Here is a 19,388-nt window from a genome sequence, read left to right as displayed (position 1 = left end):
AAAGAGAAAGGGATATATGAATGGCAAAAGAGAATGACGAATTAGGTCAGAGAATTTTGGATACGGCTCAGGCCTTGTTTGACCAATACGGCGTCGAGGACGTGTCGATGCATCAGGTGGCTAAAACCGCCGGAATCGGTCAAGGCACCTTGTACCGCCGCTATCCAAGCAAGAGTAAAATTTGCTTTACGCTCATGGAGGCGAAGATTGACCGGTTCATGGAGGAATTGGACCTTTACCTGCGCAATAGCGCGGATGTGCCCGCTGCGGCCCGTTTGAGGACCGTCATGACGAAGGTTATTCTTCACTTCAATGAGGATCTGGAATGGCTGCGGGTGATGCTGAGTTCCGATCGGCTGGAAGACACCAAGAACATTTTGTGTGAGCATCCACCTTTCATGTATTTGCGACTGCAGATCAAGGGCCTTATGGACCAAGCGGCGGAGCAAGGAACGCTGATGCCGGTTGATTCACAATTTACATCCGTCATGCTTGCCTCGCTGCCTCGGGCGGACATTATTCTGTATCTCCGGGATATGGGATATAGTGCGGAGCAGATTGCGGAGGAATATTGCAGAAGTTTTGTTGACCCGTTGTTTGTATGTCGATCAACGAAATAGACCGGCATGCAAGAGGCCGTTTCGGAAGACTGTATAGTCTTCCGGACGGCTTTTTTGTATGTTCTCGGTAGGGTTTCTTTTTCGTTTCAATGCAACATTTGGCAAAAAACGCCCGTCAGTATAGTTGTACATGATAATGAAAGACACCTAGAAAGGATGATCAACATGAACAAACAATGGAAGAAGCAAGCGGTGACACTGATGGTTGCAGCCATGGCGGTTTCCGGTAGTGCAGCGGTTTATGCGGCACCCCAGGCTGGAGGAAGCCAAGGACAGAAGCCGGTTGTGATATCGGCTGCCATGGATTATGGAGTGCTGGTCAACGGCAAGGATGTGACGGGCGCTGGATTTATGAATACAGACGCGAAGCTGGTCATGATTCCGCTGCGGAGCGTGTCCGAGGCACTCGGATTTGAGCTGGACTGGAATCAGGAGGATCGCTCTGCAGAGCTGACGAAACCGGGCTCACCGATCTGGACCCTCGTGCAAACAGGCAAGGATCAGTACGCGGTAAACAAAATGTACAAGTCCCTCGGCGCTGCGCCGGTGAATGTGAAGGGCATGCTCTATGTTCCGGCTAACTTCTTCAGCGAGGTACTCCGGGCTAGCGTCGCGGTCGATGGTATGAGGGTGAGTATCACTTCCGGGGAAGATGATGTGAAGAAGGAAACCACCAGCGGCAAAATCACGGAAGTCATTCATAATGAAAATCGCAAGGCCGTTCATATTAACGGCACGGGAACGGAAGGCATCATTCTGAATGTGGACGAGAGCACCATCATCCGCGACGCGGAAGGCAAGAAGATCGAGCTCAAGGATCTTGCGAAAGGGATGGAGATTGAAGCCGTTCACAGCATGGCGATGACCATGAGCTTGCCGCCGCAGACCTACGCATATGAAATCAGTGTGAAGTCGGACAAGGAAGAGAAGGAACAACTCGCTACCGCTGGTGCGATTACTGATATCAATGCAGAGGGCGGCAACCTGCGTGTAACGATCAAGGGTCAAGGATTGACGGAGCAATCACCAAGTGAAGTGATCCTAAGTCTGACGCCTGAAACGATTATCGAGCATAAAGATGGCAAAGCTATGAAAGCTAGTGATTTGACTGCCGATGCGGAGATCATTGGTTATTACAGCCCTGTGATGACCAAGAGCCTGCCGCCGATTGGCCATGCGATCAAAATCGTTCTTCAATAAGAGGGAATACAAGAAGAAGCCTGGCGGCTGCGCCGGGCTCTTTTTCTCGTTAATGATACAGCGGGGGAACCGGAATTTCCTTATCATAGACGGTGATGTTTAAAGACATCTGTTCATCAAGAGAAGCGAAGAACACCTGATCAAGCAGGATCTCCCGCTCGCTGAGCTGGTTCTCCAGCCATTTTCCTGTAAGGTTTAGCTTTTGGAGGGTTATGGTTTGAACTCGCCCTTCCTTAATAATGGCGTAGGACAGGCCGGAATCCTGCCGCTTTAATTTTAAGTCCTCTAGCGTAACGGTCATCTTCCCCATTTTCTTCAGAACGGATAAGGTCCCATTCGGCTCGAGCACGGCCATATCCACAGTGTTGATATCAAAAATCTGATCCTCACGCAGCATCTGCAAAATATTATCGATGGGATAACGGGCTTTTTTCAGATTCTTATGAAGGAATTGCCCATCTTTAATGACGATAATGGGTTCGAATGTCATCCATTTCCCGATGAGGCGGCTCTTAATGAGCAGGACGGAGCCGATCTTTTGCAGGACACCGATGGCAACAATGGCGAAGATCGTAGGAATATGCTCGATATGGGGGTCTGCAATATCTGCCCCGATTACGGAACCGAGGGACAGAATGATGATGTAATCAAAGACGGGCAGCTCGGCAACGGATCGACGGCCCATAAACAGGGTAACGGCTAAGAGCAGCGGATAGATGGTATAAATTCTGCCGAGCACTACCAGAAGATCTTTGATGAGTTCCATGGCACAGATCCTTTCCGAGTGGTTTTACGGCCTTACACAGAAGGGTTGGCTATTGCCAAGAAAACTATGTATTATCAGCCAAATTTACGGCAGGGGGAGACGCTGCCCTGCACGGTTCGACAAGATCTCATGGCCTCCCTTGCATGAGCAGGTATAATCGTTCTTTGCGCCGAATACTGTACAACAAATCGTCCTTAACGGATGGAGGGAAACGGATGAAGCGCAGTTGGAGGAATTCACCGTATTCATATTCGCTCGGCATGTTTGCCATGATGGTTCCGAGTCAGGCGTTCAGCTCCTTTTATATCTTTTTTTACGTGGACACACTGGGACTTGGCATTGGGCTGGCATCCCTCGCGCGGACGGTATTTCTGATCTGGGATGCTGTCAACAATCCGCTCATGGGATATTGGTCGGATCGTACGAAGACCAGGCTTGGGCGGCGCAGGCCGTGGGTATTCGGTGCGATTCCACTGTTCATGCTGACCTTCGTGCTCGTATTCTCGCCACCGGAAGGATTGTCTCAGAACGGACTGTTTATGTGGTTTTTGGTTGCGCTTATTCTGTATGAAGCTGTAGCCACCGTGTTATGGGTTAATTATGGAGCATTGTTTCCCGAGCTGTTCCGCGGGGACCGGATACGGGCAAAGGCTTCAGCTATACAGCAGGGCTACCAGGTAGTGGCTTTGCTGATAGGCACTGCGCTTACTCCGATCATCTATGATGCCCTGGGTTTTTCCAATATGGCAATTCTGTATGCGCTGTTGTTTGGTGTATTCATGCTCCTCTGTATGATGAGCGTTCGGGAGCAGGAGGTGTACAGCACAAACGAGCCGCTCAAGCTGGTTCAGGCGTTTCGTGAAACCTTGCGCAACAAAAAGTTCTGGGTATTTAACATCTCCAACTCGTTCGCCCAGACGGTGAATGGTCTGATAAGCTCAACGATCCCCTTCTATGCCAAATATGTGCTGAAGATTCCGGTTGACCAAGTATCGATTCTGCTGGCGGCTGTGTTTGTATCGGTCATCCCGCTGGTGTTCGTCTGGTATTGGATGATCCGCAGGATGGATGGTGTGAAGGCTTGGCGACTCTCGCTCGGGGTGTACGGTATATCCGTTATTCCACTCTGGTTCGGATACGATTTGCTCAGCGGCATTTTGGCCGGCATCGGCGTGGGCTTCGGTCTGGCAGGATTTCTGGTAACACCGGCTATGGTTAGCGGGAACATCATCGATGAGGATGCGGAGCGGACGGGTCTAAGGCGAGAGGGAATCTATACGGCTGTCAGCGGGTTCATTACGCGTTCCAGCGGATTGATTTCCGCACTGGCGTTCTTTGTGGTCGGCATGATTTTCGGATATGAGAGCGGTGACAACCCGGGAAGCGATCCGGAATCAACCTTCAGGTACTTGATCAGTGTCGTTCCGTTGTGCTTGCTGATCATCTCCTTCCTGTTATCCTTCCTGACCAGAATCGAATTCTCAAAAACCATAGGAGGCGAACATGACCATGGAGCGAAGGCTGATCATCAATTGTGACGATTTCGGGCAGAGCAAAGCTATGAACCAGGCGATTCAGCATCTGCTGGAGGAGAACAAGGCTTCCTCTGCCACCATCATGACGGTGGCCCCCGGGTTTGAAGAGGCTGCTTCCTGGACGGCTCGTCGGCGCCAGCCCAATGTCGGACTGCACCTGACCATGACAAGCGAATTCGAGGCGCTGCGATGGAGCAGCTTGACCGGTCATCCATCCCTGCATGACCAGAGCGGTCAACAATACGCGACGGTTCAGGAGTTTGAACAGAAGGCGGAGACAGGGGCCGTGCTGAAAGAGCTGGACGCGCAGTATGAGCGGGCGAGCAAGGCTGGCATTCCTGTGAGCCATGTTGATAATCACATGGGCAGTCTGTATGGGATGGAGACGGGGCGCAGTCTTATTCCGCAGATGCTGTGGAAGACTTCGCGCTGGCGGCTTCCTGCACGTTTATTCCGTTACATTCATCCGGAGGATCCCCTGCTTAGCTCTTTATCGAATATCGAGCGTCCGGTCGCGCTTGCCTCCAGTCTTGCCGATATGCTGGGGGTGCCGATTCCGGATTATTTGCTCTCGCATCCGTTCCCTGTTGTCGAAGGGGAGACCTATGACAGCTTCAAGCAATCGCTGATCGATAAGCTGTACAGACTGCCTGAAGGGGTTAGCGAAACCTATGTCCACCCGGGAGCCGAGGATGCATGGATGCTGGCGAATATTCCGAATTGGGAGAAGCGGGTGTGGGAGTATCGGCTTCTGTTCGATGACGATTTTGCATACGGACTGCGGGATGCGAAGGTGATCTTAACGGATTACCGCTATGTGGAGGAGAACTTAAAGCGTCCGCGTATACGTTCAGCCGTAAAACTCATGAAGGCCATGGCGCAAAAATAAACAGAGCCTGCACGAACAACCCTTGCCGCGGCACCGGCAAGGGTTGTTTTGTTAAGTATATCGGGCGTTTGCCGCCTGTGTGTTGTAAGTTCCGATTGTACTTAACCGTTGTATGTTATTTCGCTTCAGCTTCCAGCTTGGTGATCTGTTCCTTGTACTGGTTCAGCAGTTTTGTCAGCGCTTCTTGAATGGCGGCGGAATCCTTGGAATCCGCAGCTTTGAAGAGGTCTACTCTTGCATGAATGAAAGCCAGATCCTCATCGCTGATTTTCACTGCCTTTGTACCTTCTACACCGGCTGGTACAAAGCTAGATGGAGCCTCGCCGCCCCCTGCTTTTACAGCTTCCGTTCTTTGAATGGTCACACCTTCAGGAGGCATCCCAACGTCATTGACCCCGGTTGCTGTGAATTCCTTGATCTCACCGCTGTCAATTAACTCCTGGATATCCTTGGCCGGTGTAGCCTTGAACGAAATTGTAGCTTCCACGGGGTCCTTTACTTCACCCGGCTTCGAGTCATCGTTAACCCGAACCGTGGCGGCGGCTGTTGTCGCCGCGAACTGAAATGTTCCCTCAGCACCAGCAAGCTTGCCGTATTTCTCAAGGGTTTCTTTCCAATCCTGAACCGTTTCCGGGGCGTATTTCTCTGCCAATTCCAGCGGGTTCGGCAGGGTATGGACAGCTGCAATCTCAATAGTCTCAGCAGGCGCGCTTTTCCCTGTTTGACTTGAAACGTCGCCTGGTGTATCAGCACCTGAGGCATGGACTGGAAGAGCTGCTGTTCCACCAAGCAGGGCTGCGGATAGTGCGAGTTTGCCAAATAATCTGTGTTTCATGGTTTAACACTCCTTATCGGGTTGGTTTGTCTTACAGTACCCAGTGTACGGGTCAGCATTGGCAGAACATTGGTGTATTTGTGGAAAAATAATGGCATTCCCCATTCGCCGCACGCCGCTTGGTATACTGAGAGGAGATGAATTCGGAGGTACTATATATGAATCAAAATTATCTCATCGCCGTGATCGACGATGATCAGCATATACGAAATTTGGTGGAGGCTTATTTGCGCAAGGAGGGTTACCGGACCGTTGGGCTTGGAACAGCAGAGGAAGGCTGGGAGATGTGGACAACGAACCCGCCAGATATGTGGGTGCTGGATATTATGCTGCCCGGCATGGACGGTTTCGAATTGTGCAGGCGGATACGCGCGGAAGCTGAGGTCCCCATCATTATGATCTCGGCCAAGGATAGTGAAGTCGATAAAATACTGGGGCTTGAGCTGGGCAGCGATGACTATATGGTCAAGCCGTTCAGCCCCCGTGAGCTGATCGCCCGAATCAAACGGCAGCTCAACCGATGGTATAAATTCAATCATGTAGAGGGTAATGCCAGGATTGCGGCAGGGTCCCCGGAGCTTAGCAACGGCCGTCTGCAGTTGATGCTGGAAGAGAGACGTGTGTTCTGGAACGGGGGAGAAGTGGAGATGACCAACAAAGAATTCGAGATGCTGAAAGTATTTGTAGAGCATCCCAATCGTGCGTTTACAAGAGATGAACTGCTGACCTCCGTGTGGGGCGACGACTATTTCGGAAGCGACCGGGCGGTGGATCATCTCATTAAACGTCTTCGCAAGAAGGTGGAGCAGCTGCCGATTGAGGCGATATGGGGACATGGATACCGAATGAGAGCGGATGGGGAGGAATCATCGATATGAAGCTGGTGCATCAGATCAATCTTGCTTTTGCGTTATCGTTAATACTTGTGCTTTCCGTTACAGCCGTTGTCATTCATTACGTGCTGCTGGATCACTTTATCGGAACGCAGCGCAAGGACATGCAGTCCATTGGCGCCGAGCTCTCGGCCAAGCTGGAGACGGCTGCCGCCCAGAGTCTTCCGATCGATAGTACGCCGATAGCCGTTACAGGTTATACGGCTGGCCGGATGGCGAATGTGGAAGTTATTATTCAGGATACTCAAGGAAATGTAGTGATTCCACGGGAAACGGTCACAGCCTATCCGTATGACGCTGCACCGATAAGACCGGTGGAATTCTCGACGGTATCCTTTCAAGCCGCTATGAACAACGATGCGTATCTCACGGAGGTCACGACGGTGCCTCAGGGAACATTAACGCTGCTTACCCCCGTCAGCAAGATCAAGGCGATTGAGCAGGCGCTGCTTGGCCGTTTAATGCTGGTCTTTGGCGTAGGGGCTGTGATGATGTTTATCTTAAGCTTATTCATTACCAAACGGCTGATTAAGCCGCTCATGCTGCTTCGGGAAGAATTGAAGAAGGTGAAGCAGCGCCAGTTCTCCGAAGTAGAGCGTGTTACGGCAAGCGGAGAGATCGGCGTTGTTGCAGACTCTCTGTACGAAATGGCAGGTGAGCTCGAGCGGTACAACCATGTCCAGAAGCAATTTTTCCAGAACGCTTCGCACGAGTTGAAGTCGCCCCTTATGTCCATCTCCGGATATGCGGAAGGAATTCGGGACGGGGTGTTTGAAGGGGAGGACATCCGCAAAGGGCTGGAGATCATTATGAGCGAGAGCGGCCGGATGAGAAATATCGTGACCGAGATGACACTTCTGGCTAAGCTGGACAGCGAGGATGACATATTCAAGGCTACAGCCGTCAACCTGAGGGAGCTTGTGGAGGAAACCATTGAGAGAATCAATCCGGTCTTGGTGAAAAAAGGGCTGTTTGTGCATCCTTCTTATGGGGAGAACGAATCGTTAATTGTGTGCGCTGACCGTGACAAGCTGCTGCAAGCGCTGCTTAACATTGTTTCGAATGGGGCCAGACATGCAAGCAAACATATTTACATTCAAGCCGGCATCCAAAAAGGCCAGGTGGTGCTTACCGTTTCCGATGACGGAGAGGGCATATCCGATGAGCTGCTTCCGTTCCTGTTCCACCGGTTTGTTAAAGGGAAGAACGGCGAATCCGGCCTGGGGCTGGCGATTGCCCGTGCCATCGTGGAGCGCTGCGGTGGGCTGATTACGGCAGGCAATCGTAAAGAAGGAGGGGCGGTGATCTCGCTTGGTTTTCCCCCGTATCGAACGGCCTCCCTTGTGTAGTCTGTGTGGCTTCGTATGGATGTCCATCAACCGAATAAGAGGTATGATGGGTAAGAGAGGCGATTTCTGGGTATTTCTACTTAGAGAAAGCCTCTTTTTTTGCGCACTTACACATATTATTCAATGTTCTCTAACAAAACGCGTAAGCTATAGAGGATTTCCAGTGGGAAGGCAGAATTCTGTATATATCCGGGCAAGCTGGATGATAACAGGTGACAAGCACGATACAAAATAATCAAAAGGCGATGGTGATGTTGTCCATGGATATGCAGTTTCGGGTTGAAAAGGATTTTCTGGGGGAAAAACAGCTTCCTGTGGAAGCCTATTACGGCATTAATACTGTCAGGGCGGTAGAGAACTTTCCGATCAGCGGGGTACCGATTCACGCCGAGCTTATCTCTGCTCTCGGAGAAGTAAAAAAAGCAGCGGCCCTGGCCAACATGGAGCTTGGCTTGCTTCCCAAAAAGATAGGAAGCGCCATTATCGAGGCGTCAGATGAGATTATTGCGGGCAATCTTCGCTCCGAATTCATTGTCGATTCCATTCAGGGCGGGGCGGGCACTTCGATCAATATGAATATGAATGAGGTGTTGGCGAACCGCGCATTGGAACTCTTGGGGAAACAGAAGGCCGAGTATTTCTACTGCAATCCTAATAATCATGTCAATATGTCACAGTCTACGAATGATGCGATTCCGACAGCCATTCGCATTGCGTCCTACCGCTTGACTCAGGATTTGCTGGGGGTGTTCCGCACACTGGTTGCCGGGATTCAGGACAAGGCCAAGGAATTTGACGATGTCATCAAGATGGGGCGCACGCATCTGCAGGATGCGGTACCGATCCGCCTTGGACAAGAATTCGGGGCTTATGCCAATGTGCTGACACGTGACATCAACCGGATCGACCGGGCGGCACAAGGCTTGTTAGTTGTGAATATGGGTGCCACGGCTGTGGGAACGGGGCTGAATGCTACACCGGACTATATGCACAGCGTCGTCCAGCATTTGATTGAGCAGACGGGCTTCTCCCTGAAGCAAGCCGAGGATCTGGTGGATGCTACCCAGAACACGGATGCGTACATGGAATTGTCGGCTGCGCTTAAAGTATGTGCCGTTAATTTCTCGAAAATGTGCAACGATATCCGGTTAATGGCTTCCGGGCCGAGAGCGGGCTTGAACGAGCTGAACGTGCCTCCAAGACAGCCGGGCTCGTCGATTATGCCGGGCAAGGTCAATCCGGTTATGGCCGAGGTCATGAACCAGGTTTCGTTCCAGGTGATCGGCAACGACCACACGATCAGTCTGGCATGCGAGGCCGGACAATTCGAGCTGAACGTTATGGTTCCGGTCGCGGCCAACAACTTGATGCATTCCCTCAAAATCCTGAAGAACGGGATGGATGTATTCTACAAGAACCTGATAGTCGACCTTCAAGCGAACAAGGAACGCTGCAAGTACTTCGTGGATAACAGCTACGGCATTATTACGGCATTGAATCCGCATCTGGGCTACGATGTGGCATCCAGGCTGGTGAAGGAAGCGCAGAAGACGGGCCAAGGCATCAAGGAGATTATTCTGGAGCAGGGGCTTTTGACAGAGGATCAGATCCGGGTCATCTTGGACCCGTATCATATGACTTCCCCTGGCATTGCCGGTGAAGAGTTCCTCTTGAACCAATAAGGATCATGTGACCTATACAATAACAAGGAGCCGATCAAGATTCATATCTTGGTCGGCTCCTTATATTTTCGTGGTTGAAGACAGACATACGGGACTGCCTGTTCAGCAAGTCCTGATAGTGCTAAGATGAAGGCTTGGCATGGGTGTGATGTTCTTGGGTTTACTGCCGGGCTCCATTTGCCGATAAAAGTGATAGAATAGACGGAAATGACATTAAAGTGGCAGTATGATAAAAAGGGGTATGTGATTTTGGACAAACCATTTGGTGAAATAACCGATCAGGAGATCATTCGGCAGGCAAAACAGCAGTGTATAGACAAGGGGATGAACCCGGAGCTTGTTCCAACACATACTCATCGGTTGAATGATGAAGCATTGGCCGTCAGGCGTGCAAAATATAGTGAATACATCGAAGTGATACAAGCATTCGTAAATAAGTTTCTTTCTTCCGGATCCGGGAACCCCGTCTTGATTACGATTACGGATAATGAAGGATTCATTCTTGATTTTGCCGGGGACCCGACCATCATTGAAACGGCCCGGTATTTGGGTATCGTCGAGGGCAGCGGCTATTGCGCGGAAGATGGCCCAAGCTCGATCGATCTGTGCCTTAACTACAAACGGCCGTTTACGTTAATTGGAGAGGATCATTTTCATCAGATTCTTCACGGCATGGCCTGTTATTCGGCACCCTTTCATGGCGAGAGCGGCAAGGAGATTATAGGGACCATCTCTTTGATGACAAACAAGGAATTTGTTCACCCGCATCTTCATGCCTTGCTGTGCACCATGGCCGATTCCCTGGAGCGGGAGATGGTTACCCGCAAACAGAATACACAGCTGCAGACCTTGAACCAAGTGCTCCTTGGCACGAACCATTACGGTGTCATTATTACGGATGCCCAGGGTCAGATTCTGGAGATGAACGAACACTGTCTGAGTCTGCTGTGCCCAGATCGGAGTGACCGGGACCGGTCGAACTATGTGAGCCGCTCGGTGTTCGGAATCAAGCCGATTGGCGAGTATTATGAGCGGGTGATACAGAGGCAGGAAGTCTGCATCGGAGAGGAGCTCTCGCTCGAAATATCCGGGAATGTGAACCACTATATCCTCGACGTCCAGCCGGCGTATGACCGGAAGGGGCAGATCATGCGGGTTGTGGGTTCCCTTCGGGATATTACGGAGATGAAGCGAACCGAGGAGGTGCTGCGCAACACGGAAAAGCTGGTGTTTGCCGGTCAGGTTGCCGTAAGTATTGCCCATGAAGTGCGCAATCCGCTTACAACCGTGAAGGGAATGCTGCAGTTGGCCAATAAGGATGCTCGGCTCCGCCATTATGACTTGATCATGTCCGAGCTGGAGCGCGCTAATCTGATGGTCGGGGAATTCATGATTCTGGGCAAACCTCAGGCTGCGGTATTGAAGCAGGAGGATTGCGGCGAAATCCTGGAAGAGGTGCTCCATCTGTTTGCGATTCAGGCGGAACTCAGCGGGATTGAGATGACCCAATGTTTTGTGCAGAATGCAGTGATTCTGTGTGACCGGAACCAGATTAAGCAGGTCTTTCTTAATATTCTGAAAAATGCGATGGAAGCCCTGCCTTATGGCGGCAATATTCATATTCGTCTGGATGTGCAGGAGGGTTATCAGCGCGTGATCTTTACAGATAACGGCTCCGGCATGACGGAGGAAGTGCTTCAGCGGATCGGGGAGCCGTTTCATACAACCAAGCCGGACGGTAACGGTCTTGGCATTATGATTGTCCATCGGATCATGGAGAGCCATCATGGCCGAATTGTCATTCGGAGCGAGGAAGAGCGGGGTACCTCGGTCGAAATAGGTCTGCCCCTCCCGTAATATGTCGATACTTAGATAGGTATATCTTATCTGGAAATTGTGCTAAATTATTAGAGGGTTTTTTATAACCTTACTACGTGTGTAACATCAGAAGGAGGATTTATCTCTTGGATTGGCAAGACATCCTATTTAAGTTTGTAGGCGGCTTGGGTATTTTTCTATTCGGCATCAAATATATGTCGGACGGGCTGCAGAAGTCGGCAGGAGACAAGATGCGCGGGTTGCTGGAGAAATATACATCCAACCCGGTGCTGGGCGTGCTGGTTGGGGTCGGGGTTACGATTCTTATCCAATCCTCATCGGGAACAACCGTTATGGCCATCGGGTTGGTTAATGCAGGATTGATGACGCTTAAGCAGGCAATCGGCGTGATCATGGGAGCCAATATCGGAACAACCATGACTGCTTTTATCGTCGGAATCAAGATTGAAGAATATGCTTTGCCTATTATTGCAGTAGGTGCGTTCTTTTTATTTTTCTTTAACAAGAAGAAATTTCAATATATTGGCCAAGTCGTTTTTGGTTTCGGGACCCTTTTCCTGGGGTTGTCGACCATGGGCAGCGGCGTGAAGCCGCTTAGCGAGCTTCCTGCGTTTACGGACTTTATGATCCAGCTGCAGGACCAGCCTTTATTGGCTCTTATTGTAGGTACTGTATTCACGATGATTGTCCAAAGCTCCAGCGCAACCATCGGTATATTACAAACGATTGCTGATGAAGGCATGATCAGTCTGAAGGGATCGCTGCCGATCCTGTTTGGCGATAATATCGGCACAACGATCACAGCGGTGCTGGCTTCCATCGGGGCCACGGTTGCAGCGAAGCGCACAGCGCTGGTACACGTTATTTTTAACGTCATTGGAGCCATTATCTTTATGATTCTGCTGGTCCCCGTGCACTCCCTGGTCCTGTGGCTTGGCGAAGGCGTCAATATCCGGATGCAGATTGCATACGCACACGGAATCTTTAATACAACCAATGCCTTGATCTTCCTGCCATTAATTCCGGCTTTGGCATGGCTGGTAACCAATATTATTCCGGGCAAAATGCAGGAGATTGAATTCAAGGCGATTTATCTGGATGAACGCTTGCTGGCGACGCCGGCGGTTGCGTTTGGACAAGCCCAGCATGAGATTTTACGCATGGGGCAGTATGCCCGTGAGACGCTTAATGATGCGTCAACCTTCTTTTTCAGCAGGGAATCCCGAGTGGGGGAGCTTGCCTTGCAGAAGGAAGAGCTCATTAACGAACTGAATCGGAAAATTACCGATTATATGGTGAAAATCCAGCAGCAGAACGGCCTGCCCGAGGGTGAATCGGAGAAAGCCTCCGGCTGGTTCCAGCTTGTGAATGATATTGAGCGGATTGGCGATCATGCGGAAAACATCGTAGAGCTGTCTGAATTCAGCATTAATAAAAAGGTTGAATTCTCGGAAGAAGCCGGGCGTGAATTGAAAGAGATGCTCACCCTTGCCGACAAGGCGGTGGAACGGGCACTTGCCGCACTGGAGCATAATGATGTGACTGCGGCGCAGGAGGTACTGGATTATGAGCGGGAACTGGATGAGATGGAGGTCAAATTCCGCAAGAGTCACATTCAGCGTCTGAACCAGACTCTGTGCACAGGCAACTCCGGAGCGGTATATCTGGATATTCTGAGCAACCTGGAGCGTGTCGGGGACCACAGCAAAAACATTGCTCAATTTGTCATGCACGAAGAACAAACTTAATATAGGTTGATTCCATAAAAGCAGCGCTGATCATGTTGGTCCACTTGAAACTTGGGGGACAAGCATGGCAGCGCTGTTTGTTGTTTCCTTATCGTGTTCGCCTAGACTGAATCACCAGATTGGTGCAGGGGTGAGTTTACGAATGGGGGGCTGCATTCACTTGCCAAATTTCCGATTGTGGGTATGATTTAGGTATCCGTGCCTGCCTGCCCCATGCGGCTTCTCGGAAATGGGAATGATGGGAGTGAAGGAATCATGACAGAGCGTAACCGTACCCCTGTCCAGCAAATCCGTATCGGCATTATTGGAACCCAGACGATCGTTGACAAGATTTTGAAGGTCATTGAAACCTTTCCTTCCTTTGACCCTGTGCCGCTTGTATTTCAGGATGAGGCTGAAGCACCTGCCCTGGCTGAACGAATCGGAAGCGAGGTCGAGGTAATGTTCCTCTCGGATCCGTTGTCACAGCGCAAGGTGAAGGATCTCGGCCAAGTCGAAATTCCGGTTCATTATGTACCCGTTACGGACGCGGGGTTGTATAAAGCCCTGTTTTATGCCGGACAGAGGGGAAGGCTTGCAGGAGGAATATCGGTGGATACGTTAACAGAGGCGATGGTGGTTCGGACCATGAAGGATCTGGGCATTCCTGCTGTACAGGCTGTCATATACGATGGGCCTGCCTATGCCCCGAAGCAGAGCCTGATTGCCTTTCACCGGTCTCAATATGAATCCGGCACGAGTTCTGTTGCGTTTACCGGGGTTGAGTCTGTAGCCGATGAGCTGACACAGCTCGGGATACCGAATGAATGGCTGCTGCCTTCCGATCAGGATATTGTGGTATCGCTGGAACGGGCTTTGTTGTCTACGGCCTCCCGCCGGAGTCGGGAGGGCCAGATTGTGGTCGGCATGATCAATATAGATGATTTCGGCGCCCAGGCACTGCGAAGGAATAATGAGCATGAAGTCCAGAAGCTGAAGCTGGACATCCACCGAATGGTGCTGGATTATGTGGAGTCGCTTGATGGTTATCTGACCCATCTGGGCGGGGATGAGTATTTGTTTTTTACAACGCGGGGCATCTTCGAACGGGAAACCGGCGGCTACAAAACCATTCCCCTGGCCAAAGACGTGAACAAAACCTACGGCATTTCGCTCAGCATCGGCATGGGCTTCGGCCAATCGGCCAGTCTGGCGGGGACTAACGCACGCATCGCGATGCGCAAAGCGAAGGAGGTGGGCGGCAACGCCTGCTTCATCGTACGGGAAGATGGAACGCTGATTGGACCGCTGGAGATGGCCGATCCGGTGCAGGAGGTGTTGTCTTTTACCGATGCGGAGCTGATCAAGCGGGCAGAGGACGCAGGCATGACCAGCGCCTATTTAAGTAAACTGCTGAACCAGCGCGCACGCTCGGGTAAATACGAATACAAGGTCCATGAGCTTGCCCATCTGCTGGACATTACCGTTCGGAGTGCACACCGGCTGCTCCAGCTGTGGACGGACAATGATCTGGTCAAAATCGCGGGGATCGAGAAGGTGCCGCGGGGGAGACCCAGACAAATCTTCCGGTTCACCTTTCTGGAATAAGCTATCATAAATGCGCTATAATGGTAGATGAGGTGATGGTTTTGAAGAGTACGAGAACGAAAGCTAAGTTTTCCCGCTTTGAGAAAATCTTTATCTTTACGCTGCTGGGACTGGCAGCATCCTTCATTATTGCCTTCTTTGTACTTCGATATATTGTGCTGAACATTTCGTTTGCTCCCTGAGCTCAGGGAGCTTTTTTTCATGCATGGATAAGGGGTTCTGTACTTGTTGCGAAGAACCTAACGATAAAACCTCTCCCGAGAAGGAGACAACCGGAGATCATCTCGCATCAACCAATCTTATTTAAAGACGATTAAAAGATTTGTCTTTATATTGAGTAGGGCCGTATGATGAAGGGGAATCACATATCGGAGGAGGAGATTGTTGATGTTAACCGTTGCGGAATTAGAAGCAAAGCTGGCTGCGCCATCAGAGCAGCTTGTTACCGATCTGGCGTCTTTGGAGGGCGATATCCTTGTGCTGGGCGTCGGCGGAAAAATGGGCCCAAGCCTTGCGAGACTTGCGGCTAATGCCGTTCGTGAAGGCGGTGGCAGCAAGCGGATCATCGGGGTGTCCCGGTTTAGCAATGCCGAAGCCAGACGCGAATTGGAAGAGGCGGGCGTAGCGACCATTTCATGCGATCTGCTGAACGATGATGAGCTCCAGCAGCTGCCAGAAGCTGCCAATGTGGTCTACATGGCAGGGAATAAATTCGGCACAACGGGCCGTGAATATTTTACCTGGGCGATGAATGCCTATTTGCCGGGCCGGGTGGCCGAGAAATTCAAGACATCCCGCATGGTGGTGTTCTCATCGGGAAATGTGTATCCGTTCTCAGTGGTGAGCAGCGGCGGAGTCAACGAATCCGTGGCACCGGAGCCGGTCGGAGAGTACGCGCAGTCCTGCCTGGGAAGAGAGCGCGTCTTTGAGTACTTCTCTCACAAGAATGGAACTCCGATGGCGGTGTACCGTTTGAATTATGCGATTGATATGCGCTATGGCGTTCTTCATGAATTGGCCAAAACGATCCATGAGGATCGTCCGATTCACCTTGCGATGGGGCATGCGAATATGATATGGCAGGGGGATGCCAACGAAATGGCGCTCCGCTCACTCCTGCATTGCAGCACGCCGCCCGAAATCATTAACATTACCGGACCGGAGACGATGTCGATCCGCTGGGCGGCGCAGGAACTGGCCACACGAATGGGCAAGGAAGTGAGCTTTACGGGTACCGAGTCCGAGACGGCGCTCCTGAACAATGCTTCGAAATCTCACCAGCTGTTCGGTTATCCGAGGGTGTCTTTACTGCAAATGCTGGACTGGACCGCTGAATGGGTATTATCCGGCGGCGAAAGCTGGAATAAGCCGACTCACTTCCAAGAGAGAAAGGGGAAATTCTAATGAGCGGACAGGTCCCTACAGCCCAGCAGCTGGCGCCCGAGAAGCTGAAGGCCCTTCATGAAGGACTCGTTATTCCGGCGCACCCGCTTGCCTTGGATGAGAACCGGAGGCTGGATGAACGTCGCCAGCGGGCATTAACCCGCTATTATGCCGCCTCCGGTGCAGGAGGTGTTGCGGTTGGTGTTCATTCCACTCAATTCGAGATTCGAGACAAAGGCATCGATCTGTATGAACCGGTGCTGCGTCTTGCAGCAGAGGAAATTCGCAAGGCTGCGCCTGCTCGACCCTTTATCATGGTGGCCGGAGTCTGTGGTCCGACGGAACAGGCGGTGGAGGAGACGGAGGTTGCTCGCAGGCTTGGTTATGATGCGGTTCTTCTCAGTATGGGCGGCTTAAATGGCTGGAGCGAGGAGGACATTCTGGAGCGCACGGAGAGAATTGCGAGCATCATGCCGGTGATCGGATTCTATCTTCAGCCATCGGTTGGCGGCAATATCTTCTCGTTCGACTTCTGGCGAGCATTCGCTGAAATTCCGAATATCGTTGCTATCAAAATGGCTCCCTTCAACCGCTATCAGACGATTGACGTCGTTCGTGCCGTCTGTTATTCAAGCCGCAGCGAGGATATTGCGCTATATACGGGGAACGATGACAACATCGTTAACGATCTGCTGACAACGTATCGGTTCCGGGTGAACGGAACGATGGTCACCAAGCCGATTGTCGGCGGCCTGCTTGGTCACTGGGCGGTTTGGACGAATAAAGCGGTGAAGCTGCTGGAAGAGATCAAGGAAGCCCGCGGACAGGACCACCTTGCCAAGGAATGGCTGACCCGTAATGCCGAGGTCACGGATTCCAATGCAGCCTTCTTCGATCCTGCGCATCAGTTTGCAGGCTGCATTCCAGGTATTCATGAGGTGCTCCGCAGACAGGGGCTGCTGCGAGGCACATGGTGCCTGAATCCGCATGAAACGCTGTCTTCGGGCCAATCCGCGGAGATTGACAGAGTTTACCGGGACTATCCGCATTTGAACGATGATGAATTTATTCAAGAGCACTTGGAAAGATGGCTCGCGGACTGATACAATGAGGGCAGAATAGTCGAAAGTGGGGAATCGCGCATGCGGTTTAAAGATGTATTTTCTATTATTGGGCCCAGTATGGTAGGGCCGTCCAGCTCTCATACCGCAGGGGCCGTGCGGATCGGGAGAGCTGCGCGGCGCGTATTTGGAGCGTTCCCCGATCAGGCGGAAATTGTATTTTACGGTTCTTTTGCTGAAACCTACCGCGGTCACGGCACCGATCTGGCTGTCGTGGGCGGATTGCTCGATTTTGCCACGGACGATATGCGCATCCGGAATTCCATTGAACTTGCCGAAGCGGCAGGCATCGAACTCAAGTTCAGGACCGCACAGAATGTGGCCTTTCATCCGAATACCGTGGAGTTAAGACTGAAAGACGGGGAGCATACCGATATCATTGCAGGCGCTTCCATTGGCGGAGGCAGTGTGGAGATGCTGCGCGTGAATGGTTTTGACGTCAAGTTTACGATGAATTATCCGGTGCTGCTCGTCTTCCATGATGATACGCCGGGCATGGTCGCCCATATTACCAGACTCCTGGATGGCGGCGGCGTGAACATTGCCTATATGGATGTGGATCGTAAGGGAAGGGGCGGCGATGCCATGACGGTAGTCGAGTCGGATGAGGCGGTTCCTGTTGAGCTGATGAAGCATATTGAAGGACTGCCGAGTGTGCATCGCGTCGTAGTTGCGGATTTGACCGCAGAGGAGGTACAGTCATGAAATTCTCTACACTGGAGCAGATTATCGCATGCTGCCGGGAGGATCAGGTTACGATAGGCCAGCTCATGCTGAAGGAGCAGATCAAGGAGACCGGCAAGAGCGAGGAAGAGACATTCAAGCAGATGGCCGACTACTATGGCATCATGAAGGAAGCGGTCCACCGGGGAATTCATGAACCGGTCCCTTCCAAAAGCGGGCTGACCGGCGGGGATGCGGTTCGTGTTCATCAGTATATGAGCAGCGGCGTACCCGCGCTGGGCACCGATGCTTGTACGGCACTGGCTTATGCCTTGTCTGTATCGGAAGTGAATGCTTCAATGGGACGCATCGTGGCTACACCGACTGCGGGGTCATGCGGCATTATTCCCGGAGTGTTTGTCAGTACCCAGGAGCGGTTCGGCTGGGATGACGAGCACCTGGTTATGGGGCTGTTCAGTGCAGGAGCGATCGGATATGTGATTGCCAACAATTCCTTTATTTCCGGTGCTGAGGGCGGTTGTCAGGCGGAAGTCGGCTCGGCCATCGGCATGGCAGCAGGAGCCTTGACAGAACTGCGGGGCGGCACGCCTGAGCAGGCCGTTCATGCTGTAGGCCTCGCACTGAAGAATTCCCTCGGGCTTATCTGTGACCCGGTCGGCGGTTTGGTGGAGATCCCCTGCATCGTGCGCAACGGCTTCGGTGCCGTGACGGCACTGGCAGCTTCAGACATGGCGCTTGCCGGCGTACGCAGTGTCATTCCATCCGATGAAGTGATTGACGTGATGCTGGAAGTGGGCACGGCCATGCCGTCCAAGCATAGGGAAACGGCGAAGGGCGGACTTGCACAGACACCGACAGGGAAAAAAATCCTGAAGGACCTGTACGGCAAGGAAGGCAAGAAACTGAGGGAAAAGGGTGCCAAAGCAAAAAAAGATCTACCGGCTGAGTGAACTTACATCCTCTGTGACCCGCTGCAATAGAACTCCCTAAGTGTTCTGCCCCGTAAATGTACGATGAAGAAGAGAAGAAATTTAACATGCTCCGTGAGGGATTTCGTTATGAAATCCCTCTATTTTTTTATCTATTTCTACCGCTTTAGCATTTTCCACATGTTAATAAAGCTTGATGCTGTGCGGGTTTTCAGCGCTCGGACCTCAAAAAGCGGAAAAAAACAGCATCTCGCAGAAATACACTGCTTTACGAATGATGGAAGCGTTTTTATGATGTGGATGGGTGGAAAAAGACGTGCCGGAGAAT

Annotated in this window: 17 protein-coding genes; 15 read left to right on the top strand and 2 right to left on the bottom strand. The window is 51.6% G+C overall.

Annotated elements, in window-relative coordinates; translation table 11 throughout:
- Nucleotides 1-20: 20 nt before the first annotated feature.
- Nucleotides 21-620: a TetR/AcrR family transcriptional regulator gene (locus WDY75_RS28220; RefSeq protein ID WP_063478437.1), complete on the top strand. Its 600-nt coding sequence runs from the start codon at nucleotides 21-23 to the stop codon at nucleotides 618-620.
- A gap of 165 nt (nucleotides 621-785) precedes the next feature.
- The gene (locus WDY75_RS28215; RefSeq protein WP_063478438.1) at nucleotides 786-1,820 is read left to right on the top strand and encodes a copper amine oxidase N-terminal domain-containing protein; all 1,035 of its coding nucleotides are present in this window, start codon (nucleotides 786-788) and stop codon (nucleotides 1,818-1,820) included.
- 49 nt (nucleotides 1,821-1,869) lie between these two features.
- Here the strand turns inward: WDY75_RS28215 and WDY75_RS28210 are convergent, their stop codons facing one another.
- Complete coding sequence (locus WDY75_RS28210) at nucleotides 1,870-2,586, bottom strand: DUF421 domain-containing protein (RefSeq protein ID WP_006207862.1); 717 nt, start codon at nucleotides 2,584-2,586, stop codon at nucleotides 1,870-1,872.
- Nucleotides 2,587-2,801: 215 nt separating this feature from the next.
- Between WDY75_RS28210 and WDY75_RS28205 the strand changes: the two genes are divergently transcribed.
- Together WDY75_RS28205 and WDY75_RS28200 are read left to right on the top strand one after the other, a co-directional pair.
- Nucleotides 2,802-4,124, top strand: coding sequence for an MFS transporter (locus tag WDY75_RS28205; protein WP_006207863.1), 1,323 nt, complete (start codon nucleotides 2,802-2,804; stop codon nucleotides 4,122-4,124).
- Nucleotides 4,090-5,010, top strand: coding sequence for a polysaccharide deacetylase family protein (locus WDY75_RS28200; protein WP_040680188.1), 921 nt, complete (start codon nucleotides 4,090-4,092; stop codon nucleotides 5,008-5,010). Before WDY75_RS28205 ends, WDY75_RS28200 begins: the two co-directional genes overlap by 35 nt.
- A 115-nt stretch (nucleotides 5,011-5,125) precedes the next feature.
- Here the strand turns inward: WDY75_RS28200 and WDY75_RS28195 are convergent, their stop codons facing one another.
- Nucleotides 5,126-5,845, bottom strand: coding sequence for a hypothetical protein (locus tag WDY75_RS28195; RefSeq protein WP_006207865.1), 720 nt, complete (start codon nucleotides 5,843-5,845; stop codon nucleotides 5,126-5,128).
- Nucleotides 5,846-6,003: 158 nt separating this feature from the next.
- Here WDY75_RS28195 and WDY75_RS28190 point away from each other — a divergent pair, with 158 nt between their 5' ends.
- The 11 genes from WDY75_RS28190 to sdaAA all read left to right on the top strand — a co-directional run bounded on the left by WDY75_RS28190 (nucleotide 6,004) and on the right by sdaAA (nucleotide 19,081).
- Nucleotides 6,004-6,723, top strand: coding sequence for a response regulator transcription factor (locus WDY75_RS28190; protein WP_063478439.1), 720 nt, complete (start codon nucleotides 6,004-6,006; stop codon nucleotides 6,721-6,723).
- The gene (locus tag WDY75_RS28185) at nucleotides 6,720-8,087 is read left to right on the top strand and encodes a sensor histidine kinase (protein ID WP_063478440.1); all 1,368 of its coding nucleotides are present in this window, start codon (nucleotides 6,720-6,722) and stop codon (nucleotides 8,085-8,087) included. The genes WDY75_RS28190 and WDY75_RS28185 overlap by 4 nt, the downstream gene beginning before the upstream one ends.
- A gap of 251 nt (nucleotides 8,088-8,338) precedes the next feature.
- On the top strand, nucleotides 8,339-9,769 hold the full coding sequence (locus WDY75_RS28180) for an aspartate ammonia-lyase (protein ID WP_387799728.1): 1,431 nt from the start codon (nucleotides 8,339-8,341) through the stop codon (nucleotides 9,767-9,769).
- 243 nt (nucleotides 9,770-10,012) lie between these two features.
- The gene (locus tag WDY75_RS28175) at nucleotides 10,013-11,626 is read left to right on the top strand and encodes an ATP-binding protein (RefSeq protein WP_100086467.1); all 1,614 of its coding nucleotides are present in this window, start codon (nucleotides 10,013-10,015) and stop codon (nucleotides 11,624-11,626) included.
- A gap of 107 nt (nucleotides 11,627-11,733) precedes the next feature.
- Nucleotides 11,734-13,356, top strand: a complete 1,623-nt coding sequence (locus tag WDY75_RS28170) for a Na/Pi cotransporter family protein (RefSeq protein WP_063478441.1) — start codon at nucleotides 11,734-11,736, stop codon at nucleotides 13,354-13,356.
- Nucleotides 13,357-13,611: 255 nt separating this feature from the next.
- Nucleotides 13,612-14,943: a hypothetical protein gene (locus WDY75_RS28165; RefSeq protein WP_063478442.1), complete on the top strand. Its 1,332-nt coding sequence runs from the start codon at nucleotides 13,612-13,614 to the stop codon at nucleotides 14,941-14,943.
- 41 nt (nucleotides 14,944-14,984) lie between these two features.
- Nucleotides 14,985-15,125 (top strand): hypothetical protein, encoded by a 141-nt coding sequence (locus tag WDY75_RS28160; protein ID WP_006207870.1) that lies wholly within the window; start codon nucleotides 14,985-14,987, stop codon nucleotides 15,123-15,125.
- A gap of 205 nt (nucleotides 15,126-15,330) precedes the next feature.
- Nucleotides 15,331-16,347 carry an NAD(P)-dependent oxidoreductase gene (locus WDY75_RS28155; RefSeq protein ID WP_063478443.1) on the top strand — a complete coding sequence of 339 codons (1,017 nt, stop codon included), beginning with the start codon at nucleotides 15,331-15,333 and terminating at the stop codon, nucleotides 16,345-16,347.
- Complete coding sequence (locus tag WDY75_RS28150) at nucleotides 16,347-17,429, top strand: dihydrodipicolinate synthase family protein (protein WP_006207872.1); 1,083 nt, start codon at nucleotides 16,347-16,349, stop codon at nucleotides 17,427-17,429. Before WDY75_RS28155 ends, WDY75_RS28150 begins: the two co-directional genes overlap by 1 nt.
- A gap of 39 nt (nucleotides 17,430-17,468) precedes the next feature.
- Nucleotides 17,469-18,152: an L-serine ammonia-lyase, iron-sulfur-dependent subunit beta gene (gene sdaAB, locus WDY75_RS28145; protein ID WP_063478444.1), complete on the top strand. Its 684-nt coding sequence runs from the start codon at nucleotides 17,469-17,471 to the stop codon at nucleotides 18,150-18,152.
- Complete coding sequence (gene sdaAA / locus WDY75_RS28140) at nucleotides 18,149-19,081, top strand: L-serine ammonia-lyase, iron-sulfur-dependent, subunit alpha (protein WP_063478445.1); 933 nt, start codon at nucleotides 18,149-18,151, stop codon at nucleotides 19,079-19,081. Before sdaAB ends, sdaAA begins: the two co-directional genes overlap by 4 nt.
- Nucleotides 19,082-19,388 lie beyond the last annotated feature (307 nt).

Origin of the sequence: Paenibacillus glucanolyticus (assembly GCF_037333485.1) — a bacterium.
GTDB lineage: Bacteria > Bacillota > Bacilli > Paenibacillales > Paenibacillaceae > Paenibacillus_AQ > Paenibacillus_AQ glucanolyticus.
The sequence above is the reverse complement of the archived record's forward strand: the minus strand, read 5'-3'. Positions and strand labels throughout refer to the sequence as shown.

Excerpts from the sequence above, each read along its gene's own strand:
- WDY75_RS28220 (WP_063478437.1), top strand. The coding sequence starts at position 21 with ATGGCAAAAGAGAATGACGAATTAGGTCAGAGAATTTTGGATACGGCT.
- WDY75_RS28215 (WP_063478438.1), top strand. The coding sequence starts at position 786 with ATGAACAAACAATGGAAGAAGCAAGCGGTGACACTGATGGTTGCAGCC.
- WDY75_RS28210 (WP_006207862.1), bottom strand. The coding sequence starts at position 2,586 with ATGGAACTCATCAAAGATCTTCTGGTAGTGCTCGGCAGAATTTATACC.
- WDY75_RS28205 (WP_006207863.1), top strand. The coding sequence starts at position 2,802 with ATGAAGCGCAGTTGGAGGAATTCACCGTATTCATATTCGCTCGGCATG.
- WDY75_RS28200 (WP_040680188.1), top strand. The coding sequence starts at position 4,090 with ATGACCATGGAGCGAAGGCTGATCATCAATTGTGACGATTTCGGGCAG.
- WDY75_RS28195 (WP_006207865.1), bottom strand. The coding sequence starts at position 5,845 with ATGAAACACAGATTATTTGGCAAACTCGCACTATCCGCAGCCCTGCTT.
- WDY75_RS28190 (WP_063478439.1), top strand. The coding sequence starts at position 6,004 with ATGAATCAAAATTATCTCATCGCCGTGATCGACGATGATCAGCATATA.
- WDY75_RS28185 (WP_063478440.1), top strand. The coding sequence starts at position 6,720 with ATGAAGCTGGTGCATCAGATCAATCTTGCTTTTGCGTTATCGTTAATA.
- WDY75_RS28180 (WP_387799728.1), top strand. The coding sequence starts at position 8,339 with ATGTTGTCCATGGATATGCAGTTTCGGGTTGAAAAGGATTTTCTGGGG.
- WDY75_RS28165 (WP_063478442.1), top strand. The coding sequence starts at position 13,612 with ATGACAGAGCGTAACCGTACCCCTGTCCAGCAAATCCGTATCGGCATT.
- WDY75_RS28155 (WP_063478443.1), top strand. The coding sequence starts at position 15,331 with ATGTTAACCGTTGCGGAATTAGAAGCAAAGCTGGCTGCGCCATCAGAG.
- WDY75_RS28150 (WP_006207872.1), top strand. The coding sequence starts at position 16,347 with ATGAGCGGACAGGTCCCTACAGCCCAGCAGCTGGCGCCCGAGAAGCTG.
- sdaAB (WP_063478444.1), top strand. The coding sequence starts at position 17,469 with ATGCGGTTTAAAGATGTATTTTCTATTATTGGGCCCAGTATGGTAGGG.
- sdaAA (WP_063478445.1), top strand. The coding sequence starts at position 18,149 with ATGAAATTCTCTACACTGGAGCAGATTATCGCATGCTGCCGGGAGGAT.